At 72.3% G+C, this 20220-nt stretch carries 14 protein-coding genes and 1 pseudogene; 10 read left to right on the top strand and 5 right to left on the bottom strand.

What is annotated here, in order from left to right:
• Window positions 1-95: 95 nt before the first annotated feature.
• Window positions 96-761: a PDZ domain-containing protein gene (locus OHB41_RS34665; protein WP_266702572.1), complete on the bottom strand. Its 666-nt coding sequence runs from the start codon at window positions 759-761 to the stop codon at window positions 96-98.
• A gap of 190 nt (window positions 762-951) precedes the next feature.
• Between OHB41_RS34665 and OHB41_RS34660 the strand changes: the two genes are divergently transcribed.
• Window positions 952-2643: a hypothetical protein gene (locus OHB41_RS34660; RefSeq protein WP_266702570.1), complete on the top strand. Its 1692-nt coding sequence runs from the start codon at window positions 952-954 to the stop codon at window positions 2641-2643.
• Here OHB41_RS34660 and OHB41_RS34655 read toward each other — a convergent pair.
• Window positions 2591-4999, bottom strand: a complete 2409-nt coding sequence (locus OHB41_RS34655) for a terpene synthase family protein (RefSeq protein ID WP_266702568.1) — start codon at window positions 4997-4999, stop codon at window positions 2591-2593. The genes OHB41_RS34660 and OHB41_RS34655 overlap by 53 nt on opposite strands.
• Window positions 5000-5253: 254 nt before the next feature.
• On the opposite strand from OHB41_RS34655, the gene OHB41_RS34650 reads away from it, so the two are divergent.
• A complete protein-coding gene (locus OHB41_RS34650) occupies window positions 5254-6054 on the top strand; it encodes an alpha/beta fold hydrolase (RefSeq protein WP_266702566.1) in 801 nt (266 codons plus the stop codon).
• Window positions 6051-7317, top strand: a pseudogene (locus OHB41_RS34645) (cytochrome P450). Before OHB41_RS34650 ends, OHB41_RS34645 begins: the two are co-directional and overlap by 4 nt.
• A 10-nt stretch (window positions 7318-7327) precedes the next feature.
• Here the strand turns inward: OHB41_RS34645 and OHB41_RS34640 are convergent.
• The gene (locus OHB41_RS34640; protein WP_266702564.1) at window positions 7328-8521 is read right to left on the bottom strand and encodes a damage-control phosphatase ARMT1 family protein; all 1194 of its coding nucleotides are present in this window, start codon (window positions 8519-8521) and stop codon (window positions 7328-7330) included.
• Between the two features lie 396 nt (window positions 8522-8917).
• Here OHB41_RS34640 and OHB41_RS34635 point away from each other — a divergent pair, with 396 nt between their 5' ends.
• Complete coding sequence (locus tag OHB41_RS34635) at window positions 8918-9859, top strand: lytic polysaccharide monooxygenase auxiliary activity family 9 protein (protein ID WP_266702561.1); 942 nt, start codon at window positions 8918-8920, stop codon at window positions 9857-9859.
• A 19-nt stretch (window positions 9860-9878) separates the two neighbouring features.
• Here the strand turns inward: OHB41_RS34635 and OHB41_RS34630 are convergent, their stop codons facing one another.
• The gene (locus OHB41_RS34630) at window positions 9879-10529 is read right to left on the bottom strand and encodes a Tat pathway signal sequence domain protein (RefSeq protein WP_266702541.1); all 651 of its coding nucleotides are present in this window, start codon (window positions 10527-10529) and stop codon (window positions 9879-9881) included.
• A 654-nt stretch (window positions 10530-11183) separates the two neighbouring features.
• Between OHB41_RS34630 and OHB41_RS34625 the strand changes: the two genes are divergently transcribed.
• The 4 genes from OHB41_RS34625 to OHB41_RS34610 all read left to right on the top strand — a co-directional run bounded on the left by OHB41_RS34625 (window position 11184) and on the right by OHB41_RS34610 (window position 15905).
• Entirely contained in the window at window positions 11184-11843 is a 660-nt protein-coding gene (locus OHB41_RS34625) for a DUF6230 family protein (RefSeq protein WP_266702539.1), read from the top strand.
• Window positions 11843-12262: a DUF6114 domain-containing protein gene (locus OHB41_RS34620; protein ID WP_266702537.1), complete on the top strand. Its 420-nt coding sequence runs from the start codon at window positions 11843-11845 to the stop codon at window positions 12260-12262. Before OHB41_RS34625 ends, OHB41_RS34620 begins: the two co-directional genes overlap by 1 nt.
• A 176-nt stretch (window positions 12263-12438) precedes the next feature.
• Entirely contained in the window at window positions 12439-14829 is a 2391-nt protein-coding gene (locus OHB41_RS34615; RefSeq protein ID WP_266702535.1) for a SpoIIE family protein phosphatase, read from the top strand.
• Between the two features lie 20 nt (window positions 14830-14849).
• On the top strand, window positions 14850-15905 hold the full coding sequence (locus tag OHB41_RS34610; RefSeq protein WP_266702533.1) for an alpha/beta fold hydrolase: 1056 nt from the start codon (window positions 14850-14852) through the stop codon (window positions 15903-15905).
• 79 nt (window positions 15906-15984) lie between these two features.
• Here the strand turns inward: OHB41_RS34610 and OHB41_RS34605 are convergent, their stop codons facing one another.
• Complete coding sequence (locus tag OHB41_RS34605) at window positions 15985-16164, bottom strand: hypothetical protein (protein WP_266702531.1); 180 nt, start codon at window positions 16162-16164, stop codon at window positions 15985-15987.
• Between the two features lie 266 nt (window positions 16165-16430).
• Here OHB41_RS34605 and OHB41_RS34600 point away from each other — a divergent pair, with 266 nt between their 5' ends.
• Together OHB41_RS34600 and OHB41_RS34595 are read left to right on the top strand one after the other, a co-directional pair.
• Window positions 16431-17438 carry a substrate-binding domain-containing protein gene (locus tag OHB41_RS34600; RefSeq protein ID WP_266702529.1) on the top strand — a complete coding sequence of 336 codons (1008 nt, stop codon included), beginning with the start codon at window positions 16431-16433 and terminating at the stop codon, window positions 17436-17438.
• Window positions 17439-17629: 191 nt separating this feature from the next.
• Window positions 17630-20218: a sensor histidine kinase gene (locus OHB41_RS34595; protein ID WP_266702527.1), complete on the top strand. Its 2589-nt coding sequence runs from the start codon at window positions 17630-17632 to the stop codon at window positions 20216-20218.
• Window positions 20219-20220 lie beyond the last annotated feature (2 nt).

Below are 20220 nucleotides of genomic sequence, written 5' to 3'. Positions count from 1 at the left end.
ATGCCTCTGTGATCCCGGATCCACCGGTTCGCGACCGCGCGCGACGCCCGGTCCATGGGCCGGGCGTCAGCCGGGCGAGCCGGCCGGCGCCCGCGTCAGGTCACGATGCCCGGGACGGCGGTCAGCTGCTGACGGCCGCCGCCGGCATGGCGCACACCGAGCGTCACCGCGCTCCCCGGATCCGCAGACGCGACGGCCCTCGCCAGATCGGCGGCCGAGCCCACGTGGGTCCCGCCGAAGGCGTCGAGCACGTCTCCGCGGACCAGACCGGCCGTGTAGCCCGGGCCGGGGTTGTGGACACCCGTGATCAGCGCGCCGGCACCCTTGGACGCGTCGACGGCCTCGACCCCGAGCGTCGCCCTGGTGACCGCCTCGGCACCTCCACGCGGGGACGCGGACCGGGGCCCCGCGCTCTCATCCGGCCCCGGCCCCGGGCTCCGCACTCCCCGCTGTCCATGTCCTCCCTCGTGCCCCTGCCCCTGCCCCTTTCCCTGTCCCTGCTCCCGCCCTGCCTTGGCGTCACCGGCCTGCTTCTGCAGGTCCGCCAGTCTGCTCATGCCGATCACCGTGGCGCCCACGGTGCCGAGTCCGACGCCCGACAGGACCAGGACGGTCCCGACGAAGAGGCCGAAGAGCAGGGACATCAGCCGCCTGCCACGGCGTCGCACGGCGTGCGGGCGCCGGACGGCGGGCGCCGGACGGTCGTCGCCGCCCGTCTCCTGACCGGGCATCGGCTTGGGACGCAACGCGGTCTGTTCCATGGATCGCCTCCGGCAGCTGCTCTACGGACCGCCCCCGGCTGTTGATCTACCCTGCGCCCCGGCGCACGACGATTCACGAACGAGTGAGACTGACACCGCCGTTCGAATCACCCGCGTGTCCCGCCGCCCGAGCCGCGCCCGGCCGAAGCCGGAAGTCCCGTTGTCGGTGGAGGCTGTTACGTTCGGTGACATGACCGATCACGCCCTACGTCTGCTGCGGGAGAACCCCCGCCTGGCCGAACTGGCCGCGTTCCCCTTCGACTTCGACCTCGGCCGGGCGGAGCACGCCGAGGACGTACGGCTCGCCTCCGGTGGACCGCTGGAGCCGATAGCGGGCGACGACACGGGGGGAACGTACTTCGTGTGCGGGGACGGCTCCGTGCTGTACGCGGACTCCGAGGGCTCGGCCGGAGTCATCGGCAACAGCGTGGACGAGGCACTGGAGGTGCTGGTCGGGCTGCCCGGCTGGCACGACCACCTGCGGCTCGCGCCGGCCGACGGGGAGGAGAGGATCCTCGCGGCGGTCGCCGAGAGCGACGAGGGGATCCGGGAGTACTACGGCATCGACGCCGAGCGGAGCGAACTGCGGGCCGCACTCGGCCTGCCCGAGCGCTCCCCGACTCAGCTCGTCGGCCTGCTGCACACCGCCCTGCTGCGGACCGAGCCCGACTTCCTGCTGCTGGGCGCCGCGGAGGGCGGCGCCCACGACCTCCTGGACCCGCACCCCCGTCCGCCGCTGTGGGAGACGGTCCTCGCGCGGGGCCGCGCCGACCTGGCGCTGCTGCGGACGGGCGCCGCGTGGGACGAGGTGGCCGGGGACCGGGCGCGGCGCGCGCTCGCGCTGCGTGCCGCCCAGTTCGACCGGCGCGAGGGCGACCTGCCGCTGCTGCGGCACCTGCTGCGGCACGAGGCCGAGGCGTCCATGACCGACGAACTGCGCCTCGCCGCCGCCCTGGTGGGCCTGCACGGCCTTCCGGAGGATCTGCCGCTGCTGCTGGAGGTGCGCGAGACGGACTTCGACACCTGGTGCGGACTGGGCGGCATGCCCGAGCCGGGCGCGGGATCGGCCGAGATGCTGAGCTGGGCACGCGATCTCGACGACTCGTTCTTCGGCACCGATCCGGCGGACGAGCCGCTGTTCACCTGGACCGGCCTCGCCCGCGAGCAGGGCCTGGTCGAACTCGCCCGCGTCGCGCTGATCCGCGCGCTGGACGACTTCGACCTGCGCGTGTACGCCGCCGGGCGCGACGGCAGGGCCCCGGGCCGGAGCCTCGCGGACCCGCTGGGTTCCCTCGTCCGCGAGTTCGAGCAGTTGGGCGACACCTTCCAGGCCCTGCGCGCCCAGCGTCTGCGCCTGCCGCTGCTGACCACGGCCCGCGACCGTGTCTCGGCCCTCCTCGGACTCGCCCGGCTGGAGCGGGAGGAGGGCCGTTTCGGGCAGGCCGCCCACACGTTGGCGTCGCTGCGCGCCACCCTGGAAAACCCCGGCGACGACACGACGGCGTGGTGGCGGGACACCAATCTCGGCGTGTACGTCGTCCAGGAGCATCACGCGCTGGCCCGGGCCACCGCCGTCGACGCGACGCTCGCGGAGGAGGCCCGTGAGGTCGCCGCGGCCGCCGCGGAGTTGCTCGCGAGCCTCTCCGGCGCGGCCAGGGCGTTCGCCGAGCGGAGCCGCGCCGAGGAGACGGCCGTCGTCACCTCGGCCGCGGCACCACCGGAGCGGACGGTGCCTTCCGACCCGTCACCCGATCCGCCGAACCCGCCGAACCCGTCGAACCCGTCGAACCCGCCGGACACATCGGCCCCGTCGGCCCCGTCCAGTCCGTCTAGTCCATCGAGGCCGGGCCCGTCGAGTCCCTGGGATCCGACGGCAGGGTGAACTCGGCGGCTGCTCCCGTGCCCCTGGGAAGCCTGAACGCCCCGCCGTCACCGATGCTCCCGGCCCCCACCCCGGCGGGCAGACGGTACGCGGACGCGGCCTCCCCCGCCGGTGCCGGCACCGGGACCGGGGCGGCGGAGGGAACCGGGGACGCGGGGAAGTCGGAAGGAACTCCAGGAACCGACGCGGGGCCGAATCCCCGACCACCGAACGGCACCCCTGGCACCAGGTCCGGTACGAAGCCGTGGGCGCGGCGGGCGAGGTCCTCCGCGCCGTAACGGCGGCATTCCTGGTGCCACTTGAGGATTCCGGCCAGCCAGTTCCGCAGCTCCCCGACGTAGCCCTCCATGATCTCGCGCACCTCCTCGGGGAGCCTGAAGTCCTCGTACAGAATGGGCATTTCGTGAGCGGCGACATGCTGGAACTGCTGCATGCGCTGGGTCATCAGGTCGTGGATGACGCGGAGCGCGGTCGGGTAGTCGCAGCCGAAGAAGTTCTGGACGACGAGGATGCCGTTGTGGATCTCACCCTCGTACTCGATCTCCTTCTGGTACGAGAAGACGTCGTTCAGGAGCATCGCGTAGTCCATCGCCGCGTTCTCCAGTGACCGGACGGGACCGCTGCGGTAGACCTCCGGCGGGACCTTCCGGCCGTGGCCGAGCCGGCACAGGCTCATGGTGAGCTCCGAGCCGAAGGTGGCCCGGCGCATCTCCAGGTAGTCGACCGGATCGGGGATGCGGTGCTGGATCTGGTTGGACAGCTCCCACACCCAGCTCTCCGTCATCACGTCGACCGCTGACCTGAACTGCCTTCGCTCGTCGGTGTCCATGCCGGCGGCGGTGCGCTGCCAGAGGTCGATGAGGCCGCGCTCCATGCCGTTGGCGGGGACGGGGACCTCCTCGCCGTCGACGGGCATGCAGGCCGACAGACGCGCGGTGACCAGTTTGGCCGTGGCCACGTCGCGGCGGTTGCCGAAGACGAGCGGATAGTAGTCGTCCCCGTACGTGCCCCAGGCCAGCCACTGCGAGCTGACGTCAAGGGCGTCCGCGGTGGCGTCGGGATGAATGCCGGCCGCGCACAGCGGAAGGTCGTACGCGTCCAGCTTGTCCTCGTCCCAGACGCCCTCCTGGAGCATGCCCATGGCGTGCATCCAGTCGGTGAGGCGGTGCCGGGCCCCGTCGAGATGGGGGCTGAGCGTCACCTCGAACGGCATCAGGAAGTCGGGCAGCTGTGAAGGGCCGACCTTCTGGAACGGGACATGGGTGTACGCGCGCAGCCGCTCCGCCCCGGCGGCCGAGAGCAGGGCACCGACGTCCAGGGCGGAGGTGCCGAGGACGCCGGATCCGAACGGCCGGTTCTCCTCCAGGACGCCTTCGTTCATGTACCGGCTGGACCGCATGTGCCACTCATGGCCGCCCGACTGCCAGTCCTGGAGCCCCTGGGTGTACGCGGCGACCGCCGCGACCTGGTCCGGGGTGAGCCCGTTCTCCACGGCGAGCGCGGGGACCTCGGTCAGCGCCGTGTGCTCGAACTGGTGCAGGCGCGAGGTGAGGATGTCGTTGACGGTCTCGGCGGCCTGCTGGGTGGTGCAGCCGAAGAAGGTCTCCAGGACGAGGATGCCGTTGCTGAGCTCGCCCTCCTCCTCGACCTCCCGCTGGTAGGAGAACAGGTCGTTGCGCAGGTGCACGCCGTCCGAGAACGTCTCCATCAGCACGCGCAGCGGCCTCGACCCGGCCACCGGGGCGGGCACTTCGGCGGTCGCGTACTCGACGAGCCCGGCCGACCAGGGGGCACCGCCCACCTTGCGGCGCATCTCGATGTACTCGACGGGGTTGGCGATCCGCCCCTCGTTGATGTTGGACAGCTCCCACATCGACTCGTTGAGCAGGTGCTCGGTGGAGACCGCGAAGCGCTTGCGCCACCCCAGCGACATCGAGGGCACCGTGCGCGCCCAGAGGTCGGCCAGCCCCGCCTCGACCGGGTTCTCCGGCTCCGGCACGGGGGTGGAGAGGTCCAGCGGCATGAACAGGGGCAGCCGGTCCAGATAGGCCTTGCCGCCCTGGCGGTCCTGGGTGCGTTTGAAGGTCTCCAGGAAGTGGTCGTCGAAGAAGAAGACCCACACGTACCAGTCGGTGATGAGCGAGAGGGCCGGCCCGTCGCAGTCGGGGTGCGTGTACGCGCACAGCAGGCCGTAGTCGTGCGCGTCGAGGTCGGACTGTTCCCAGATGCCGGAGCCCTCCAGCATGCCCATCCCCCGTGCCCATTCGACCGTGTGGGCACGCGCCTCGTCGAGGTGCGGGTTCAGCCGCGCGGGATACGGCATGTAGAAGTGCGGGAGTTCGAACGGCTGCGTCATGGCCGGGCCCTACCCAGGCCCCTCGGGGCACATCCACCCACCGGGACATGATCACACCATCGCGTGAATCCGTACGAAACGGGCCGTCCGGCCGGGCCGGTTCGGGAACGGCGGGTCGAGCCGGGTCCGTGACGACACCCACCCCGCCTGGCGCTCGGCGACGGGCTGCCCGGCCGCACGTGGGTCCCCCCGGCCGCGTGCCGGGCGTCGTCGGTGCTCTTGCCGACCCGGGCGCCCGGCGTCACCGTGGGCGCATGACCTCCTTCGTGCTTCCCCATGAAGTGCACGGCGACGGCGCCCACAAGGTGATCGCCGTGCACGGCTGGTTCGCCGACCGGTCCGCGTACGCGGCCGTGCTGCCCGACCTCGACCGTGCCGCGTTCCAGTACGCGCTGGTCGACCTGCGCGGCTACGGGGAGGCGAGGGACGTCGCCGGCGCGTACACGACCGCCGAGGCGGCCGCCGATGTCGTCGAACTGGCGGACCGGTTGGGGTGGGCGCGGTTCTCGGTGATCGGCCACTCGATGGGGGGCGCCGTAGCGCAGCGCGTGCTCACGCTCGCCCCGGACCGGCTGCGCCGCCTGGTCGGGGTCTCGCCGGTGCCCGCGTCGGGGCTGTCCCTGCCGGAGGAGCAGTGGGAGCTGTTCGCGGACGCGGCGCACCGGCCGGAGAACCGGCGGACCATCATGGACGTCACGACCGGCGGCCGCCTGCCCGCGGCCTGGCTGGACAGGATGGTGGCGCGGTCGCTGGCACTCAGCGACCCGAAGGCGTTCCGCGCCTATCTGGACTCGTGGGCCGGCGCGGACTTCCACGCCGAGGTCGAGGGCGCGCGGGTGCCGGCGCTGGCCGTGACGGGCGCCCTGGACCCCGCCCTGTCGGCGACCCTGATGCGGGAGACCTGGATGCGCTGGTACCCGGACGCCGAACTCCATGAGCTGGCCAGGACCGGGCACTACGCGATGGACGAGAGCCCGCTCGACCTGATCGGCGTGGTGGAGTCCTTCCTGCGCGCGGAGGAAGCGGACGCGGACAGGACCGGAGCCGAGGCGTGAGCGTACGGGAGACCACGCCGCCCGTCCCCGACGTCTTCGACCCCCGGCGGTACGCCGACGGAGTCCCGCACACCGCCTATCGCACGCTGCGCGACCATCACCCCGTGGCCTGGCAGGACGAACCCGAGGTGCTCGGCTGGCCCGCCGGAACCGGGTTCTGGGCGGTGACCCGGCACGCGGACGTGGTCCGGGTGCTCAAGGACCCGGCGACGTACTCCTCGCGTCTCGGAGCGACCCAGATCCGGGATCCCGACCCGGACGACCTGCCGTTCATCCGCCGGATGATGCTCAATCAGGATCCCCCGGACCACGGCCGGCTGAGGCGTCTGGTCAGCCGCGCCTTCACCCCCCCGCCGGATCGAACACTTCACGGCGGTCGTCCGCGGACGGGCCCGCGCCCTGCTCGAAGGCGCGGTCCGCGAGGCCCGCGCGGGTGACGGACGCTGCGACCTCGTCGCCTCCGTCACCGACGACTACGCCCTGCTCAACCTCGCGGACCTGCTCGGCGTACCGGAGCGCGACCGCGACCTGCTGCTGCACTGGACGCGTCGGGTGATCGGCTACCAGGACCCCGACGAGGCGGGCGAGCCCGTCCGCGACGCGAACGGCAGGCCCGTCAATCCGCGCTCCCCGGCCATGCTGCGCGACATGTTCGCCTATGCGCACGGACTGGCGCTCCACAAGAAGTCCCATCCGAGTGACGACGTGCTGACCACTCTCGCCACCGATCCCGAACTCGCCCCGGCGGAACTGGAGATGTTCTTCTTCCTGCTCACGGTCGCGGGCAACGACACCGTGCGCAGTGCGGCTCCGGGCGGTCTTCTGACGCTCGCCCGGCATCCGGACGCGTATGCCGCCCTGCGCTCCGGGAGGGTCGGACTCGACACGGCGGTGGACGAGTTGCTGCGTCTGCACCCGCCCGTCCTCACCTTCCGCCGTACGGCGGCCGTCGACACCGAGCTGGCGGGGCAGCGCATCCGCGCGGGCGACAAGGTGGTCGTCTTCCACGCCTCGGCCAACCACGACGAGCGCGTCTTCGCCGACCCGCACCGGGTCGACCTGGCCCGCTCCCCCAACCCCCACGTCTCCTTCGGCGACGGGCCGCACGTCTGCCTGGGTGCGCACTTCGCGCGGCTGCAACTGCGCGTGCTCTACGAGGAGTCGCTGCGCGCCCTGCCGGCCCTGACCACGGCGGGAGCCCCGCGCCGTCTCGTCTCGAACTTCATCAACGGCCTCAAGTCACTGCCCGTGCTGGTGGGATGAGCCCGCGGTCTCAGCGCCTCACCTGGATCAGCGCATGCGTGCCGCCGGTGCGCCAGCGCTGGTCCTCGGCCGCGACGAGCGCGGTCTCGGTGCGGGGGTCGAGGCCGACGACCACGTCGGACTTGAGCGTGCGCAGGGCGGCCACCGGTCCCGGGAAGTAGGCGGTGGTCCCGGCGAACGGGGTGGTGGCCGGATAGCTCCGGTCGCCGACGAGGCGGCGGTAGTTCAGGTCGCCCTTCATGAGGGTGACGTCGGCCTCCGCGAACTCCCGGCGCAGGTCGTCGGGCATGTCGGCGTAGGGCAGGGGAGCGCAGGAGAAGGGGTGGGCCCGGACCGTGAGGCGGCCGTCGGTCATCGCCGACCACAGGCGGTGGCCCGACGCCCCGGCCGCACCGGGCGCGGCCTTGAGCCGGCGCAGGGCGTCGACCACGTCGGCGGTGGTGGCGTCGGAGACGTAGTACGGGTACGGCTTCACGTGCAGGACGGCCCGTTCGACGCGACGACCGCGCAGGAGGTGGTCGATGAGCAGCAGGTCGGGGACGAGTTCCCGGCCGGCGTTGTCCGCGACCACGCAGAGGGTGCCGCCGGCGAACAGGGACCGCAGCGACTCGCCCTCGTTCACGACCAGTTGGGAGACGGTGGCCGGCTCGTCGTTCGCGGCCGCGAGGCGGAATCCGAGGTCGGCGCGGTTGCCCCACAGTGAGCCGAGCAGCAGCGCCTCCTCCTGTTCCGCCGCGGGCCGGTCGGCGAGCTCGTCGAGCGCGGCGAGCTCCCCGTCCGCCTCAGGGGTGTCGAGTTCGGCGAGCTTGAACGGCCGGAAGGGGTCGATGCCCTGCCAGGGCCCTGGAGTGAAGTAGCCGACGGCGTCCAGGAGTCGGCGGTAGAAGTAGCTCTCGGACCAGAGGAAGGGCACGTCGAACCAGGGCCGGCCGAAGTACTCCCGGCCGCCCCAGAGCTCCCACTGCTCGCGGTCCCGCGCCCGCGCGCCGAGCGGTTCGAGGACGCCCTCGGCGGAGTTCTTCAGGAGGGCGTCGAGCGCGCGCCGCCGCTCGGGGCCGTACGGGAAGGCGTCCCGCACCTTCCGGATGAGCGCCGGATGCCGTTCGGCCAGCACGCTCCGGGGGAACGAGCCCGGTACGTTGCCGAGGATCACGGGCGCGCCGGCAGCGGCGGGGGGTTCGGCGGAGGCGACGGGCTCAGGCATGCGGCTCACCGTACCGGCTGCGTCCGCGGTACCGGCCGAGCCGGCGGCGGCCGTGGCAGCGCGTCGGCACCCCTGCCCGGCGGTGGCGCCCGCCCGCCGGAGTTGTCCCCTCACGTACCCGGCGGCACACGCTCGCACACCGAATCCGGACACCTGGCGGCACACCCCCGCACCCGGATCCGGACACCCGGCGGGTCGCCGCCTCACCCCGGATCCGGACACACGGCCGTGTTCCCCGTACTCCGGCGTACTCCGGATCTGAACACACGGCCGCGCGCCCCCGTACTTCACCATGCAGCGCAGCCCTGTGGCCGTCACGCAGCGCAGCCCTGTGGCCGTCGCCGCGAGGCGCGGTACGGCCGCACCCGCATCCCAGCCGTCGAGGAGACCCACCGGATGACCGCACACCGCACCGCCACCGCGGCCGCTGTCGCCGCGGCGGCCCCGCTGCTCCTGCTGACGTGGGCCGCGGGACCGGCCCAGGCGCACGGAGCGCCGACGGATCCGGTCAGCCGGGTGTTCGCCTGCTCCCCCGAGGGCGGCGGCAACAACCGCACCGCGGCCTGCGAGGCGGCGATCGCGGCGAACGGCGCGCCCTTCACCGCGTGGGACAACCTCCGGGTCGCCGGCGTCAACGGCAGGGACCGGCAGGTGATCCCCGACGGGAAGCTGTGCAGCGGGAACCTGCCCGCGTACAAGGGCCTCGACCTCGCCCGCGCCGACTGGCCCTCGACCCGGATGACACCGGGCGCGACCTTCACCCTCTCCTACCGTTCGACGATTCCGCACACGGGGACCTTCAAGCTGTATCTGAGCAAGCCGGGTTACGACCCGTCCAAGCCCCTGACCTGGTCCGACCTGCCGGCTGAGCCGTTCGCCACGGCCACCGACCCGGCGCTGGTGAACGGCGCCTACCGGATCAGGGCCACGCTGCCCTCCGACCGCACCGGCCGTCAGATGCTGTACACGATCTGGCAGAACACGAGCACGACGGACACGTACTACTCGTGCTCGGACGTGGTCTTCCCCTCCGCCCGGCGCACGGGCGGCGGTGGCAAGGCCGCGCCGACATCGGCGCCGGCGGCGCGGACGACCGCACCCCGCCGCGCGACCGGGAAGGCCACGCAGGGGACGAAGTCCCCGGCCGGGCAGTCACCGACGCCCTCGCAGCCGGCCACACCGTCCGCGTCGCAGGTGTCCGCGCCCGACCACCTCACCCCGGCCGCCGACAACTCGTCCGGGGGCAGCGGCTCGCTCCCCCTCGTCGCGGGGGCGGGGGGAGCGGCGGCCCTCCTGCTCACCGCCGGCGTCGCGCTCACGCTGCGACGCCGGCGGTGACCGGTGGTCCGGTGGTCGGTCAGTTGACGGTGACCGCCGGGCTGCCCGGCTGGGTGGTGTCGGTGACGGGGGCGTACTTGGCGGTGAAGTAGCCGTTGCTGAAGCACAGGGACGAGCCCGAGGCCTTGGCGAACTGCTGGTTGGTGAAGGTGATGCTGTTGTCGGTGTTGCTCGCCGTACCGGTCAGGCTGGGGGCCTGGTAGACGCAGGTGATGCTGCCGAGAAGGGTGCGCAGCACGACGGTGGTCTGGATGGTCGAGCCGGCGGCCGGGGTGACGGTGACCGTCCCGTCGGAGGCGACCGTGGTGGCGTACGGGAGGTTGTTGACCGTGACGCCGGTGACGCCGAGCACGCCGATGACGTTGCTGGTGCAACTGCCGAAGGTGTGGCCGGTGAGCGACTCGGTGGCGGTGCCGGGGGCCGTCGGGTTGTCGGTGGCCGTGGCGGTGAAGGCCGACGCGGCACAGGAGACGCCGCTCGTGCCGGTGCTGCTGGAGTAGAGGGTGGCCTTGGTGCCGCTCGCCAGCGAGGCGGTGAGCACATCGCCGGTGGCGACGGCGGCGCCGCCCGCGGTGAGCACCGGGGTGTCGTCGGCGGAGGCGGGGGAGATCGCGGAGACCGAGAGGGCCGCGGCGACACCGACGAGGGCGAACAGGGATCGCGTACGCATGGGGGAGCCTCTTTCTGATCTGACGGGGGGTGCGGGGCCTGGTTCGGAGAGAGGTGCGGTCCCGGGCTCACCGGGAGGCACGGTCCTGGCCGTCCCGGTGGACACGGAGCTGGAGGCCACTGCCGGCCCGTGACGTCTTCTCCGTACGCGACGGACCGGCAGCGGCGAGGGGCTACCGGGCGCGGCCCCAACGGGGGAAGGCGGCCGTACCGGTGCCGTGGGGGGTGTGACGACGGTGACGAGGATGCGCACGGGACGTTCAAAGGGGTCACGCACGCCCCGCCGCAGGGGGCGGGGCCGGGAGGGTGACATGCGCCGTGCTGACGGACCCGGCGCCACGGATCCATCGGAAACAAGGCTGAGTTGTAGACCTGATGGATAGTCAACGTCAAGGCTCAGTAAGGAAGTTGGAGGTCAGCGGGTCGGCGGCGGGAAGTCGTGCACACAGATGCCACACAATCGACATCCGCTTGCCACAAGTCCCTTGACCCGCGAATGTAACCCCCGGTAACTTCCAGGAAGGCTACTGCTGCGTAACGAGAAAGCCCTTGCGATCGCCGGGAGTTGCGAGGAGGCGTACGCGGCAGCCCTGTCCGCGCCAGGACACGTGCCGCTCAAGCCGCACCTGCGTTGACTATGTCCAGGGAGCAGAACATGGCCTCGTCCTCGGACGCCACGGCGTCCACCGGTCCCACCCCCGAGAACCCCGAGAGCGGTTCCGACCGACGCGGGCGGGTCCGTCTGCGCCGCGCCGCGGTGATGGCGGTGCCTGCCACCGCGATCGCCGCGGGACTGATGATCCTCACCGCCCAGGGCGCCCTGGGTGTGCAGTTCGCCATCTCCGGCATGCCGTTCGTCGTGACGGCCACGGAGCTGAACGGCACCGGCTTCGAGCAGTTCGGGAACCTCGACAACATGGCCGAGGACAGCCCGAACGCCGGCGACACCGGTGGCCAGGTCCTGGTCGTCACCTCCGCCATCAAGAGCGCGACGCTCACCAAGCTGTGCCAGAGCGTCGACCTGGGCGGCACCAACCTGGTCATCACCGCGGGCGGCGGCTCGGACAAGGTGCAGGCGACCGACCTGACCACGGACTCGACCGAGCTGTCGGGTGACGCGTCCTTCGGGAACATCGAGATCGGCAACGACGCGAGCACGCTCGACAAAGCCGGCGTCCAGGGGAACAAGGGCGTCTTCAGTCAGCAGGCCGACACCGTCCACATCGGCAACCTGCGGCAGACCAACTACGCCACCACCGCCGCCGTGTTCAAGCTTCCGGGCCTCAAGCTCCGCTTCAGCGGCACGGGTTGCTGATGTCCCGGCTCCGGAATCCGAGGTCGGGCTTCCGGCAGTGGCGCGCGCGCCGCCCCTTCTGGGGCGGGCTGCTGCTCACCCTGGGCGGGGCGGAGATCCTCCTGACCGAGAAGGCGTCCCTCAAGGTCGTCATGCACATCGGCATGCAGGGCGTGGCGGGATATCTGCTGCCCGCGGTCATGCTCGTGTGCGGTCTGCTGATCCTCTTCAACCCCGCACAGCGGCTGTTCTACTCGCTGCTCGGCATCCTTCTCTCGCTCGGCACCTGGCTCACCTCCAACCTCGGTGGCTTCTTCCTCGGCCTGCTCCTCGGAGCGGCCGGCAGCTGCATGGCCTTCGGCTGGCTTCCCGACCAGGAGCCGCGCCGTCGTCTGCTGCGCGGCCGCCGGCAGCGGCACACCACGGCGACGAAGGCGTAGCCCGGAGGACCCGGAGGACCCGGTGGCGGCACCCGCCCCGGCCGGGCGCCAGGACGCGTGGACGGCCGGGGCGGCGCCGACGCCCGTGGCGCGGCCCTCGGGAGAGCCGAACGCGCCCGGCGCCCGCTCCGGCCCCTGGGTTGATGCGGCTGCCCGATCACCGCATCCTTGTACATATGGTGATATTGCCGGGCGATGCCGGGCGCGCGGCCGCGAGAGGCGACGCCATGGTGGTGGTCGACGCCCACGGCATCGTCAGGGGCTGGAGCGAGGGCGCCCGCCTGCTGACCGGCTACGCCGCCGCGGAGATCGCCGGACGTCCGGTGTCGGCCCTGGTGGACGGGGACGCCGCCGCGGCCTGGCAGATCCTGCGCACGAGCCACGCCGCGATCGTCGCCGTACGGAACTGGGACGGTCGGCGCCGTGAACTGGCCCTGCGGGTCTGCCCGCTCCAGGGCGAACACGGGGAGCAGCGGGGATACGTGATCACCGGCGCGCCGGACGAGCGCGGCCGGATACTGGGCGAGCTGGCCTTCACCCAGTCGTCGACGCCGATGTCGGTCTTCGACACCGAACAGCGGTATCTGCGGGTGAACGACACGGCGTGCCGGATCATAGGGGTCCGGGAGGCCGAGGTGCGCCACCGCTTCTTTCCCGACACCGTGGAGAACGCGGAACTCAGCCGCGGCTTCCTGCATCATCTGCGCAAGGTGGTCGAGACCGGACGGCCGGTCCACTACGAGAGCTGGACCCGCTCCCCCTCCGGATCGCGCACCCGTGCCTGGACCATCGAGATGTGGCCGCTGCGTGAGCCGGCCGGGGAGCTGCTCGGGGTCGGCCTGGCCGCGTTCGACAGCACCGAGGAGTACGGGACACGGCAGCGGCTCGCCCTGCTGAACAGGGCCGCCACCTGCATCGGCACCAAGCTGGACGTGATCCACACCGCACGGGAACTGGCCGAGCTGACGGTGCCCAAGCTGGCGGACTTCGCCAGCGTGGACCTGCTGGACTCGGTGCTCCGGGGCGACGAACCGGCCGTGGGACCGGTGGACGCCGAGGTGGAACTGCGCCGCGTCGCCCACCACTCCGGCACCCCCGGCGTGCCGGAGGCCGCGATCGACCTGGGCGCGGCGGACGTCTATCCGTCCTACTCCCCGCCGGCCCGCGCCCTGGCCACCGGTCGTGCGGTGCTCGCCGGGACCGGCGATCCGGGCGTCGACACCTGGCTCGCGCAGCACGGTTCCCGGTCCACCAAGCTGCACCAGGCGGCCCACCGCGCCTTCTCCCTGATGGCCGTACCGCTGGTGGCGCGGGGCACGACCCTGGGGGTGGCGGTCTTCGCCCGGCTGCTCAGCGCCGAGAACCCCGACCCCTTCGACCGGGACGACGCGACGCTGGCGCAGGAGCTGGCCGGCCGGGCGGCCGTATGTGTGGACAACGCGCGCAGGTACACCAAGGAGCGCACCACCGCGCTGGCCCTGCAGCGCAGTCTGCTGCCGCAGGCGATGACGGGACAGGCGGCGGTCGAGTTCGCCTCCCGCTATCTTCCGGCCGTGTCCCGGGCCGGTGTCGGCGGCGACTGGTTCGATGTGATCCCGCTGTCCGGGACCCGGGTCGCGCTCGTCGTCGGCGATGTCGTCGGGCACGGCATCCACGCCTCCGTGACGATGGGCCGGCTGCGCACGGCGGTGTGGACGCTGGCCGACGTCGATCTGCCCCCGGACGAGCTGCTCACCCACCTCGACGACCTGGTCGGCCACCTCGCGGGCGACGACGGCGCGACGGGCGGCGAGATCGGCGCCACCTGTCTGTACGCGGTCTACGACCCGGTGTCCCGGCGCTGCACGGTCGCCGCCGCCGGGCACCCGCCGCCCGTCGCCCTGTTCCCCGACGGAACCGTCCGGGCCGTCGAGGTGAGCGCGGGACCGATGCTCGGGGTCGGCGGCCTCCCCTTCGAGTCCACCGAGCTGGACCTGCCGGAGGGGACCGTGCTCGCCCTCTTCACCGACGGTCTCGTCGAGGCCCGCGATCTCGACGTGGACACGGGCACCACCGCCCTGGGCGAGGCGCTGTCGACCCCCACCGCCGGCGACCTGGAGGACGTCTGCGACAACGTGCTCAAGGCCATGCTCCCCCAGCGACCCTCCGACGACGTGGCCCTGCTGCTGGCCCGCACCCGCGCCCTGGACGCCGAGCAGGTGGCCGTGTGGGACCTGCCGGCCGATCCGGCGGTGGTCGCCGAGGCCCGGCGGCACGCGACCGAGCAGCTGACCCGCTGGGGACTCGACGAGATCGCCTGTGTGACGGAACTGGTCGTCAGCGAACTGGTCACCAACGCCATCCGTTACGGCGGCGCGCCGATCCAGCTCCGGCTCATCCGCGACCGCGCCCTGATCTGCGAGGTCTCCGACGCCAGCAGCACCTCTCCCCATCTGCGCCGGGCCCGCACCTACGACGAGGGCGGTCGCGGGCTGCTCCTCGTCGCCCAGCTCACCGACCGCTGGGGAACCCGCACGACCTGCGCGGGGAAGACGATCTGGGCCGAGCAGACGCTGCCGGTCCCCTGACCGCCACGGAAGGGTTTCGCATGGTCGATCGACGGAGCTTCGGCAAGATCGTGGGCGTGGGCGCGGCAGGGGCTTCGCTCACCGGGTGGTCCGACACCGGCGCCACCGCGGACGGGGCGGTCGGGGGTCCCACGGGGGCGGCCTCGCCGACGCCCTCGCCGGGGCACGCGTCCTTCGGCCGTCTCCGGCGGATCGAGGCCGGTGAACTGAGCGTCGGCTACGCGGAGGCCGGCCCCGCCCACGGCCCCGCGGTCGTCCTGCTGCACGGCTGGCCCTACGACATCCACAGTTTCGTCGAGGTCGCGCCGCTGCTGGCGGCGCGCGGCCACCGGGTGATCGTCCCGTACCTGCGCGGCCACGGCACCACGCGCTTCCGGTCCGCCAGGACCTTTCGCAACGCCCAGCAGTCGGTGGTCGCGCTCGACATCGTCGCGCTGATGGACGCACTCGAGATCGAGAAGGCGGTGCTGGCCGGTTTCGACTGGGGAGCGCGGACGGCCGACATCATCGCCGTGCTCCGGCCCGAGCGGTGCAGGGCCCTGGTCTCCGTGGGCGGCTATCTGATCACCGACCGCGAGCGCAACAAGCAGCCGTTGCCGCCGAAGGCCGAGTGGGCGTGGTGGTACCAGTACTACTTCGCCACGGAGCGTGGACGGCTCGGCCTCAAGGAGAACAGGGCCGACCTGGCACGCCTGGTCTGGACGTTCAACTCCCCGACGTGGCACTACGACGACGCCGTGTTCGACCGTACGGCGAAGGCCTTCGACAATCCGGACTACGTCGCCATCGTGATCCACAACTACCGGTGGCGGCTCGGCCTGGCGCAGGGCGACCCGCGCTACGACCGGCTGGAACGGCAGTTGGCCGCGGGCCCTGTCGTCGCGGTGCCCACCGTCACCCTCGACGGTCGGAAGGACCCCTTCACCGCGGCCGGCGACGGATCGTCGTACCGCGCCCGGTTCTCGGGGCCCTACGCGCACCGCACTCTGGCGGACATCGGTCACAACGTGCCGCAGGAAGCGCCCGAGGCCTTCGCGCGGGCGGTCGCGGAGGCGGACGGTCTCGCCGGGAGCTGACCGCCGTGCACCCTTCAGCCTCGTACGGATCGCCGTACGTACGAAGGAGACGTCCGCGCCGACCGGCCGGACCGCGGTCTCACAGGCACGTGCGGACGAGCCACTCGTCCTCGTTGTACGCGTCCCTCGCCGGATCCGGCACCGTGGCCGGCCGTTCCTCGATCGTGTCCTCCAGGCGTATCGGCTCCGGAAGCGCGCCGAACCGAGCCCGCCGGACCGCCGCCTCGGCCATACCCGGCTTCTGCTTCTCACCCGTCATTAGGACCTCCCCGTCTTGAACGTTGCGCCTGATCCTCGCAAGCCGTTCGTCACCTGTCAAGAGGGTGACGATCCACTTCCCGGCGAGGCCTGGACTCGACCGTGCGCACTCCCCGCTCATGACCGCTCACTTGACGACCGTGCGTCACACACGATTGGCTCCGGCCCAACGAAAGTCCGACAGTCGGTGCACAACAGCCCGATGACCGCGCCGAGTTCCCTCTCCCCGTCCTTCTGCTGGGCCGCACAGCGAGGTGCCGCACTCCGATGAACACGTCCCCCACACCTCACCACTCCCCCAGATCCGCGGGCCGCACGGTCGTCGCCGTCGCCGTCACCCTGTTCCTGGCCGGCTGCTCCGGCGGATCGGACTCCGGCGCGGCCACCGGAGCGGCGGGGAAGGCGGGCACCGGCCACATCAAGGTCGCCCTGATCACCCACGGCGCCGACGGAGACGCCTTCTGGGAACTGGTGCGGAAGGGCGCGCAGGCGGCGGCCGCCAAGGACGACATCGACCTCACCTACGCGAGCGACTCCGACGCCGCGGGGCAGGCGAGCCTGGTGCGGGACGCGGTCCGCGACCGGGTCGACGGCATCGCGGTGACCCTGGCCAAGCCGGAGGCGATGAAGAGCGCCGTCACCGCGGCCAAGGCCGCCGGCATACCGGTGGTCGGCCTCAACTCCGGTATCGACGCCTGGCGGTCCGAGGGCCTGCTGGAGTACTTCGGTCAGGACGAGAGCGTCGCGGGCCGGGCGCTCGGCGACAAGCTGGACGAGCTCAAGGCCGAGCACGCCCTCTGCGTCATCCACGAGCAGGGCAACGTCGCCCTGGAGGCACGCTGCGCCGGGGTGAAGAAGGCGTTCGCCGGCGATACCGACCTGCTCTATGTCAACGGCACCGACATGAAGGCGGTCGCCTCCGCCGTCGCGGCCAGACTTCGGCAGGACCCGAGCATCGACGAAGTCGTCATGATGGGGGCGCAGTTCGCGCTCGGCGCGGTGAAGTCGGTGAAGGAGGCGGGCAGCAGGGCGGCGGTCGCCACCTTCGACCTCAACAGCAGCCTGGTGAAGGCGGTGCAGAGCGGGGACGTGCAGTTCGCGGTGGACCAACAGCCCTACCTCCAGGGCTATCTCGCCGTGGACTCGCTCTGGCTCTACAGGTCCAACGGCAACTTCAGCGGCGGCGGAACGGCACCCGTGCTCACCGGACCGGCCTTCGTCACCAAGGAGAACGTCGCCTCCGTCGCCAAGTTCGCCGCCGACGAGACCCGTTGAGCCGGTCCCGCCGCTCGTCCGCGGCGGCGCGCACGGCATCACAGGCCCCAAGGTTTTCGGACACTCACGGTGCGTACGGGCACTTGTACGGATAGCATCCTGCGCACCCCCAGTGCCGTACCGGACCCGCGGTCACCCCCCCGCCCGTCCGCCGAACCGCTCCTCCCCCCGCTGATCGCACTAGGACGACGATGTCTCCACGGACAGGTGCCCGGCGCCGTCTCGGCTCCATACGTCTCTCCCTGATCCTGCTGGCGCTGGTGCCCAGCGTCACTCTCGGCGCCATGTGGGGTGTGACGACCACACAGATCTTCTCGGAGGGGCTGCGGCTGCGGTCGCAGACCGAACTGAGCAGGTCCACCGGCGCCATGGGCACCGACGCGACGCTCGCGCTGCAACAGGAGCGCAGTCTGTCGGCGGCGTGGCTGGCCTCGCCGCACGGTTGGCGGACCGCGCTGGACCGGCAGCGCGGGAGGACGGACGAGGCCGTCGCGAAACTGGTGCGCCGCTCGGACGACATCAAGAACGCGCCCGTCCGGGTCGGGGACCGCCTGTACTCGGTCCTGGCGTCGGTGGGAAGCCTGGAGTACTACCGGGGACAGGTGGACCACCCCACCGACATCACCGCCCAGCAGGCGCTGGACCAGTACACCGCGATCATCGACGGCCAGATCCACGCCTTCCAGGAGCTCTCCCAGGTCGACGACGGCGACCTCACCTCCCAGGCCGGCCCGCTGATCACCCTGGGAAGCGGCGCGGAGCTGGTCGCCCAGGAGGACGCCGAACTCGCACTCGCCTGGCCCGCGGGGAAGCTCGACGAGAAGGCGTGGACACGGTTCGCGCAACTCGTCGACGTACGGCGCTGGGTCTTCCGCGGCCAGGTCCTCTCCTCCCTGGACGGCGCCGTGAAGACGCGGGTCGAACGGATCCTGCAGAGCCAGGACTGGAAGACCCTGGAATCCGTCGAGGACCAGGTGCTCGCGGCCCGGACGGCGCACGGCGCGGTCGCCCGGACGGTCGAGCTGCCGGACGCGGGCCGGCGCTGGAACGCCGCGCTCACCAGGATCTCCGCCCAGTACTCGGACCTGATCCGGCAGCAGACCGCGGGACTGCTCGACCGCAGCGCCGACAAGGCCCACGGCCTGCTGCTCAAGGCGGCCGCGCTGAGCGCGGGCGGACTCGTCGCCCTGCTGCTGTGCGTCGTGATGTCGTGGCGCATCACGCGCTCCCTGTCCCGGCGGCTGCGCGGTCTGCGGCTGGCCACGCTCAGCCTTGCCGAGGAGCGGCTGCCCGACGTGGTCGCCAGACTGGACCGGGGCGAGAAGGTGGACGTGGACCTCGCCACCCCGCCGCTGGACTACGGCGGGGACGAACTCGGCCAGGTGGCCCAGGCCTTCAACACCGCGCAGCGCACGGCGGTGCACACCGCGGTGGAACTCGCCGACACCAGACGCGGCTTCCAGAAGGTGATCCTGGGCATCGCCCGGCAGAGCCAGAACCTGGTCAACCTGCAGCTCAGCAAGCTCGACGCGCTGGAACGCGAGCACCAGGACCCGCGGATCCTCAAGGGCCTGTACGAACTCGACTCCACGGCGAGCCAGTTGCGGCGCTACGAGGAGAACCTCGTCATCATCAGCGGTGAGCAGCCCCGGCGCAGCTGGACCGAACCGGTCGCGCTGATCGACATCCTGCGCAGTGCCGTCGGCGAGGTCGCCCAGTACCAGCGGGTGGAGGTGCACGCCGACGACGAGGTGTACCTCACGCCGCCCGCGGTGGCGGACGTCATCCACCTGCTGGCGGAGCTCATCGACAACGCCACCGCCTACTCCCCCGCGCCCAGCCCGGTGGGTGTGCGGGCCGCGATGGTGGCCAAGGGGCTGGCCGTGGAGATCGAGGACCGGGGGCTGGGCCTGTCCGAGGAGGACTACGCGGCCTTCAACTCCCAGTTGACGGTGGCTCCGCAGTTCGACGTGGTGGCGCTGGCCGACGACCTGCGGCTCGGCATGTTCGTGATCGCCCGGCTCGCCACCCGCCACGGCATCGCCGTCACCCTGCGGTCCTCGCCGTACGGCGGGACCACCGCGATCGTGCTGATCCCGCACGAGATCGTGGTGTGCGAGACACCGGGCCCGGCCGCTCCGGACACGGACCCCGCCGACCCGGCGGACGCCGACGTGCCCGCGCCGGCCAGGGCCGTGCCGAGCCCGGGCACCGCTGCCGCCGAGGGCCGCCTGTCGCACGAGCGCACGGGAGAGGCGCGGGCCGCCGCCCGGGCCCGCACGGCCGACCCCGCCGCCTCCCGGTCCGGCACCGCTCCGGCCGCCTCCCGGTCCGGCACCGGCGTCGCCCCGGCCGCGGCCGCCGTCCGGCGGGATGGACTCACCCCGCTCCCACGCCGGGTGCCGCAGACCAGCCTCGCCACCGAACTGCGCGAGGACGCCGGGCCGGCGGACACCGGCGGCCAGGACGCGGACGCCTTCACCGACCTCACCGACTTCACCCCGGAACGGGCGGCCTCCTCACTGGCCGGCTTCCAGCGAGGCACACTCCGGGCCCGGGACACCGACGACGGGGCGCCGTACGACGGAGGCGAACCGAGCGGACAAGGGGAGGCGGAGCACGCGCCCGGAGAGTTGGGTGACCGGGTCCCCGCCGCGGCCCCCACACCCGCGCACCGCTCGTCACCGCCACCCACGGACCCTTCGTCACCGCCGCCCGGGGGCCGCTCGTCGGGCCCGCCCGCAGACCGCTCGTCGACTCCGCCCGCAGACCGCTCTTGAAG

The sequence above is a fragment of the Streptomyces sp. NBC_01571 genome, assembly GCF_026339875.1.
Lineage (GTDB): Bacteria > Actinomycetota > Actinomycetes > Streptomycetales > Streptomycetaceae > Streptomyces.
This window is presented reverse-complemented; position numbering and strand designations above follow the sequence as displayed.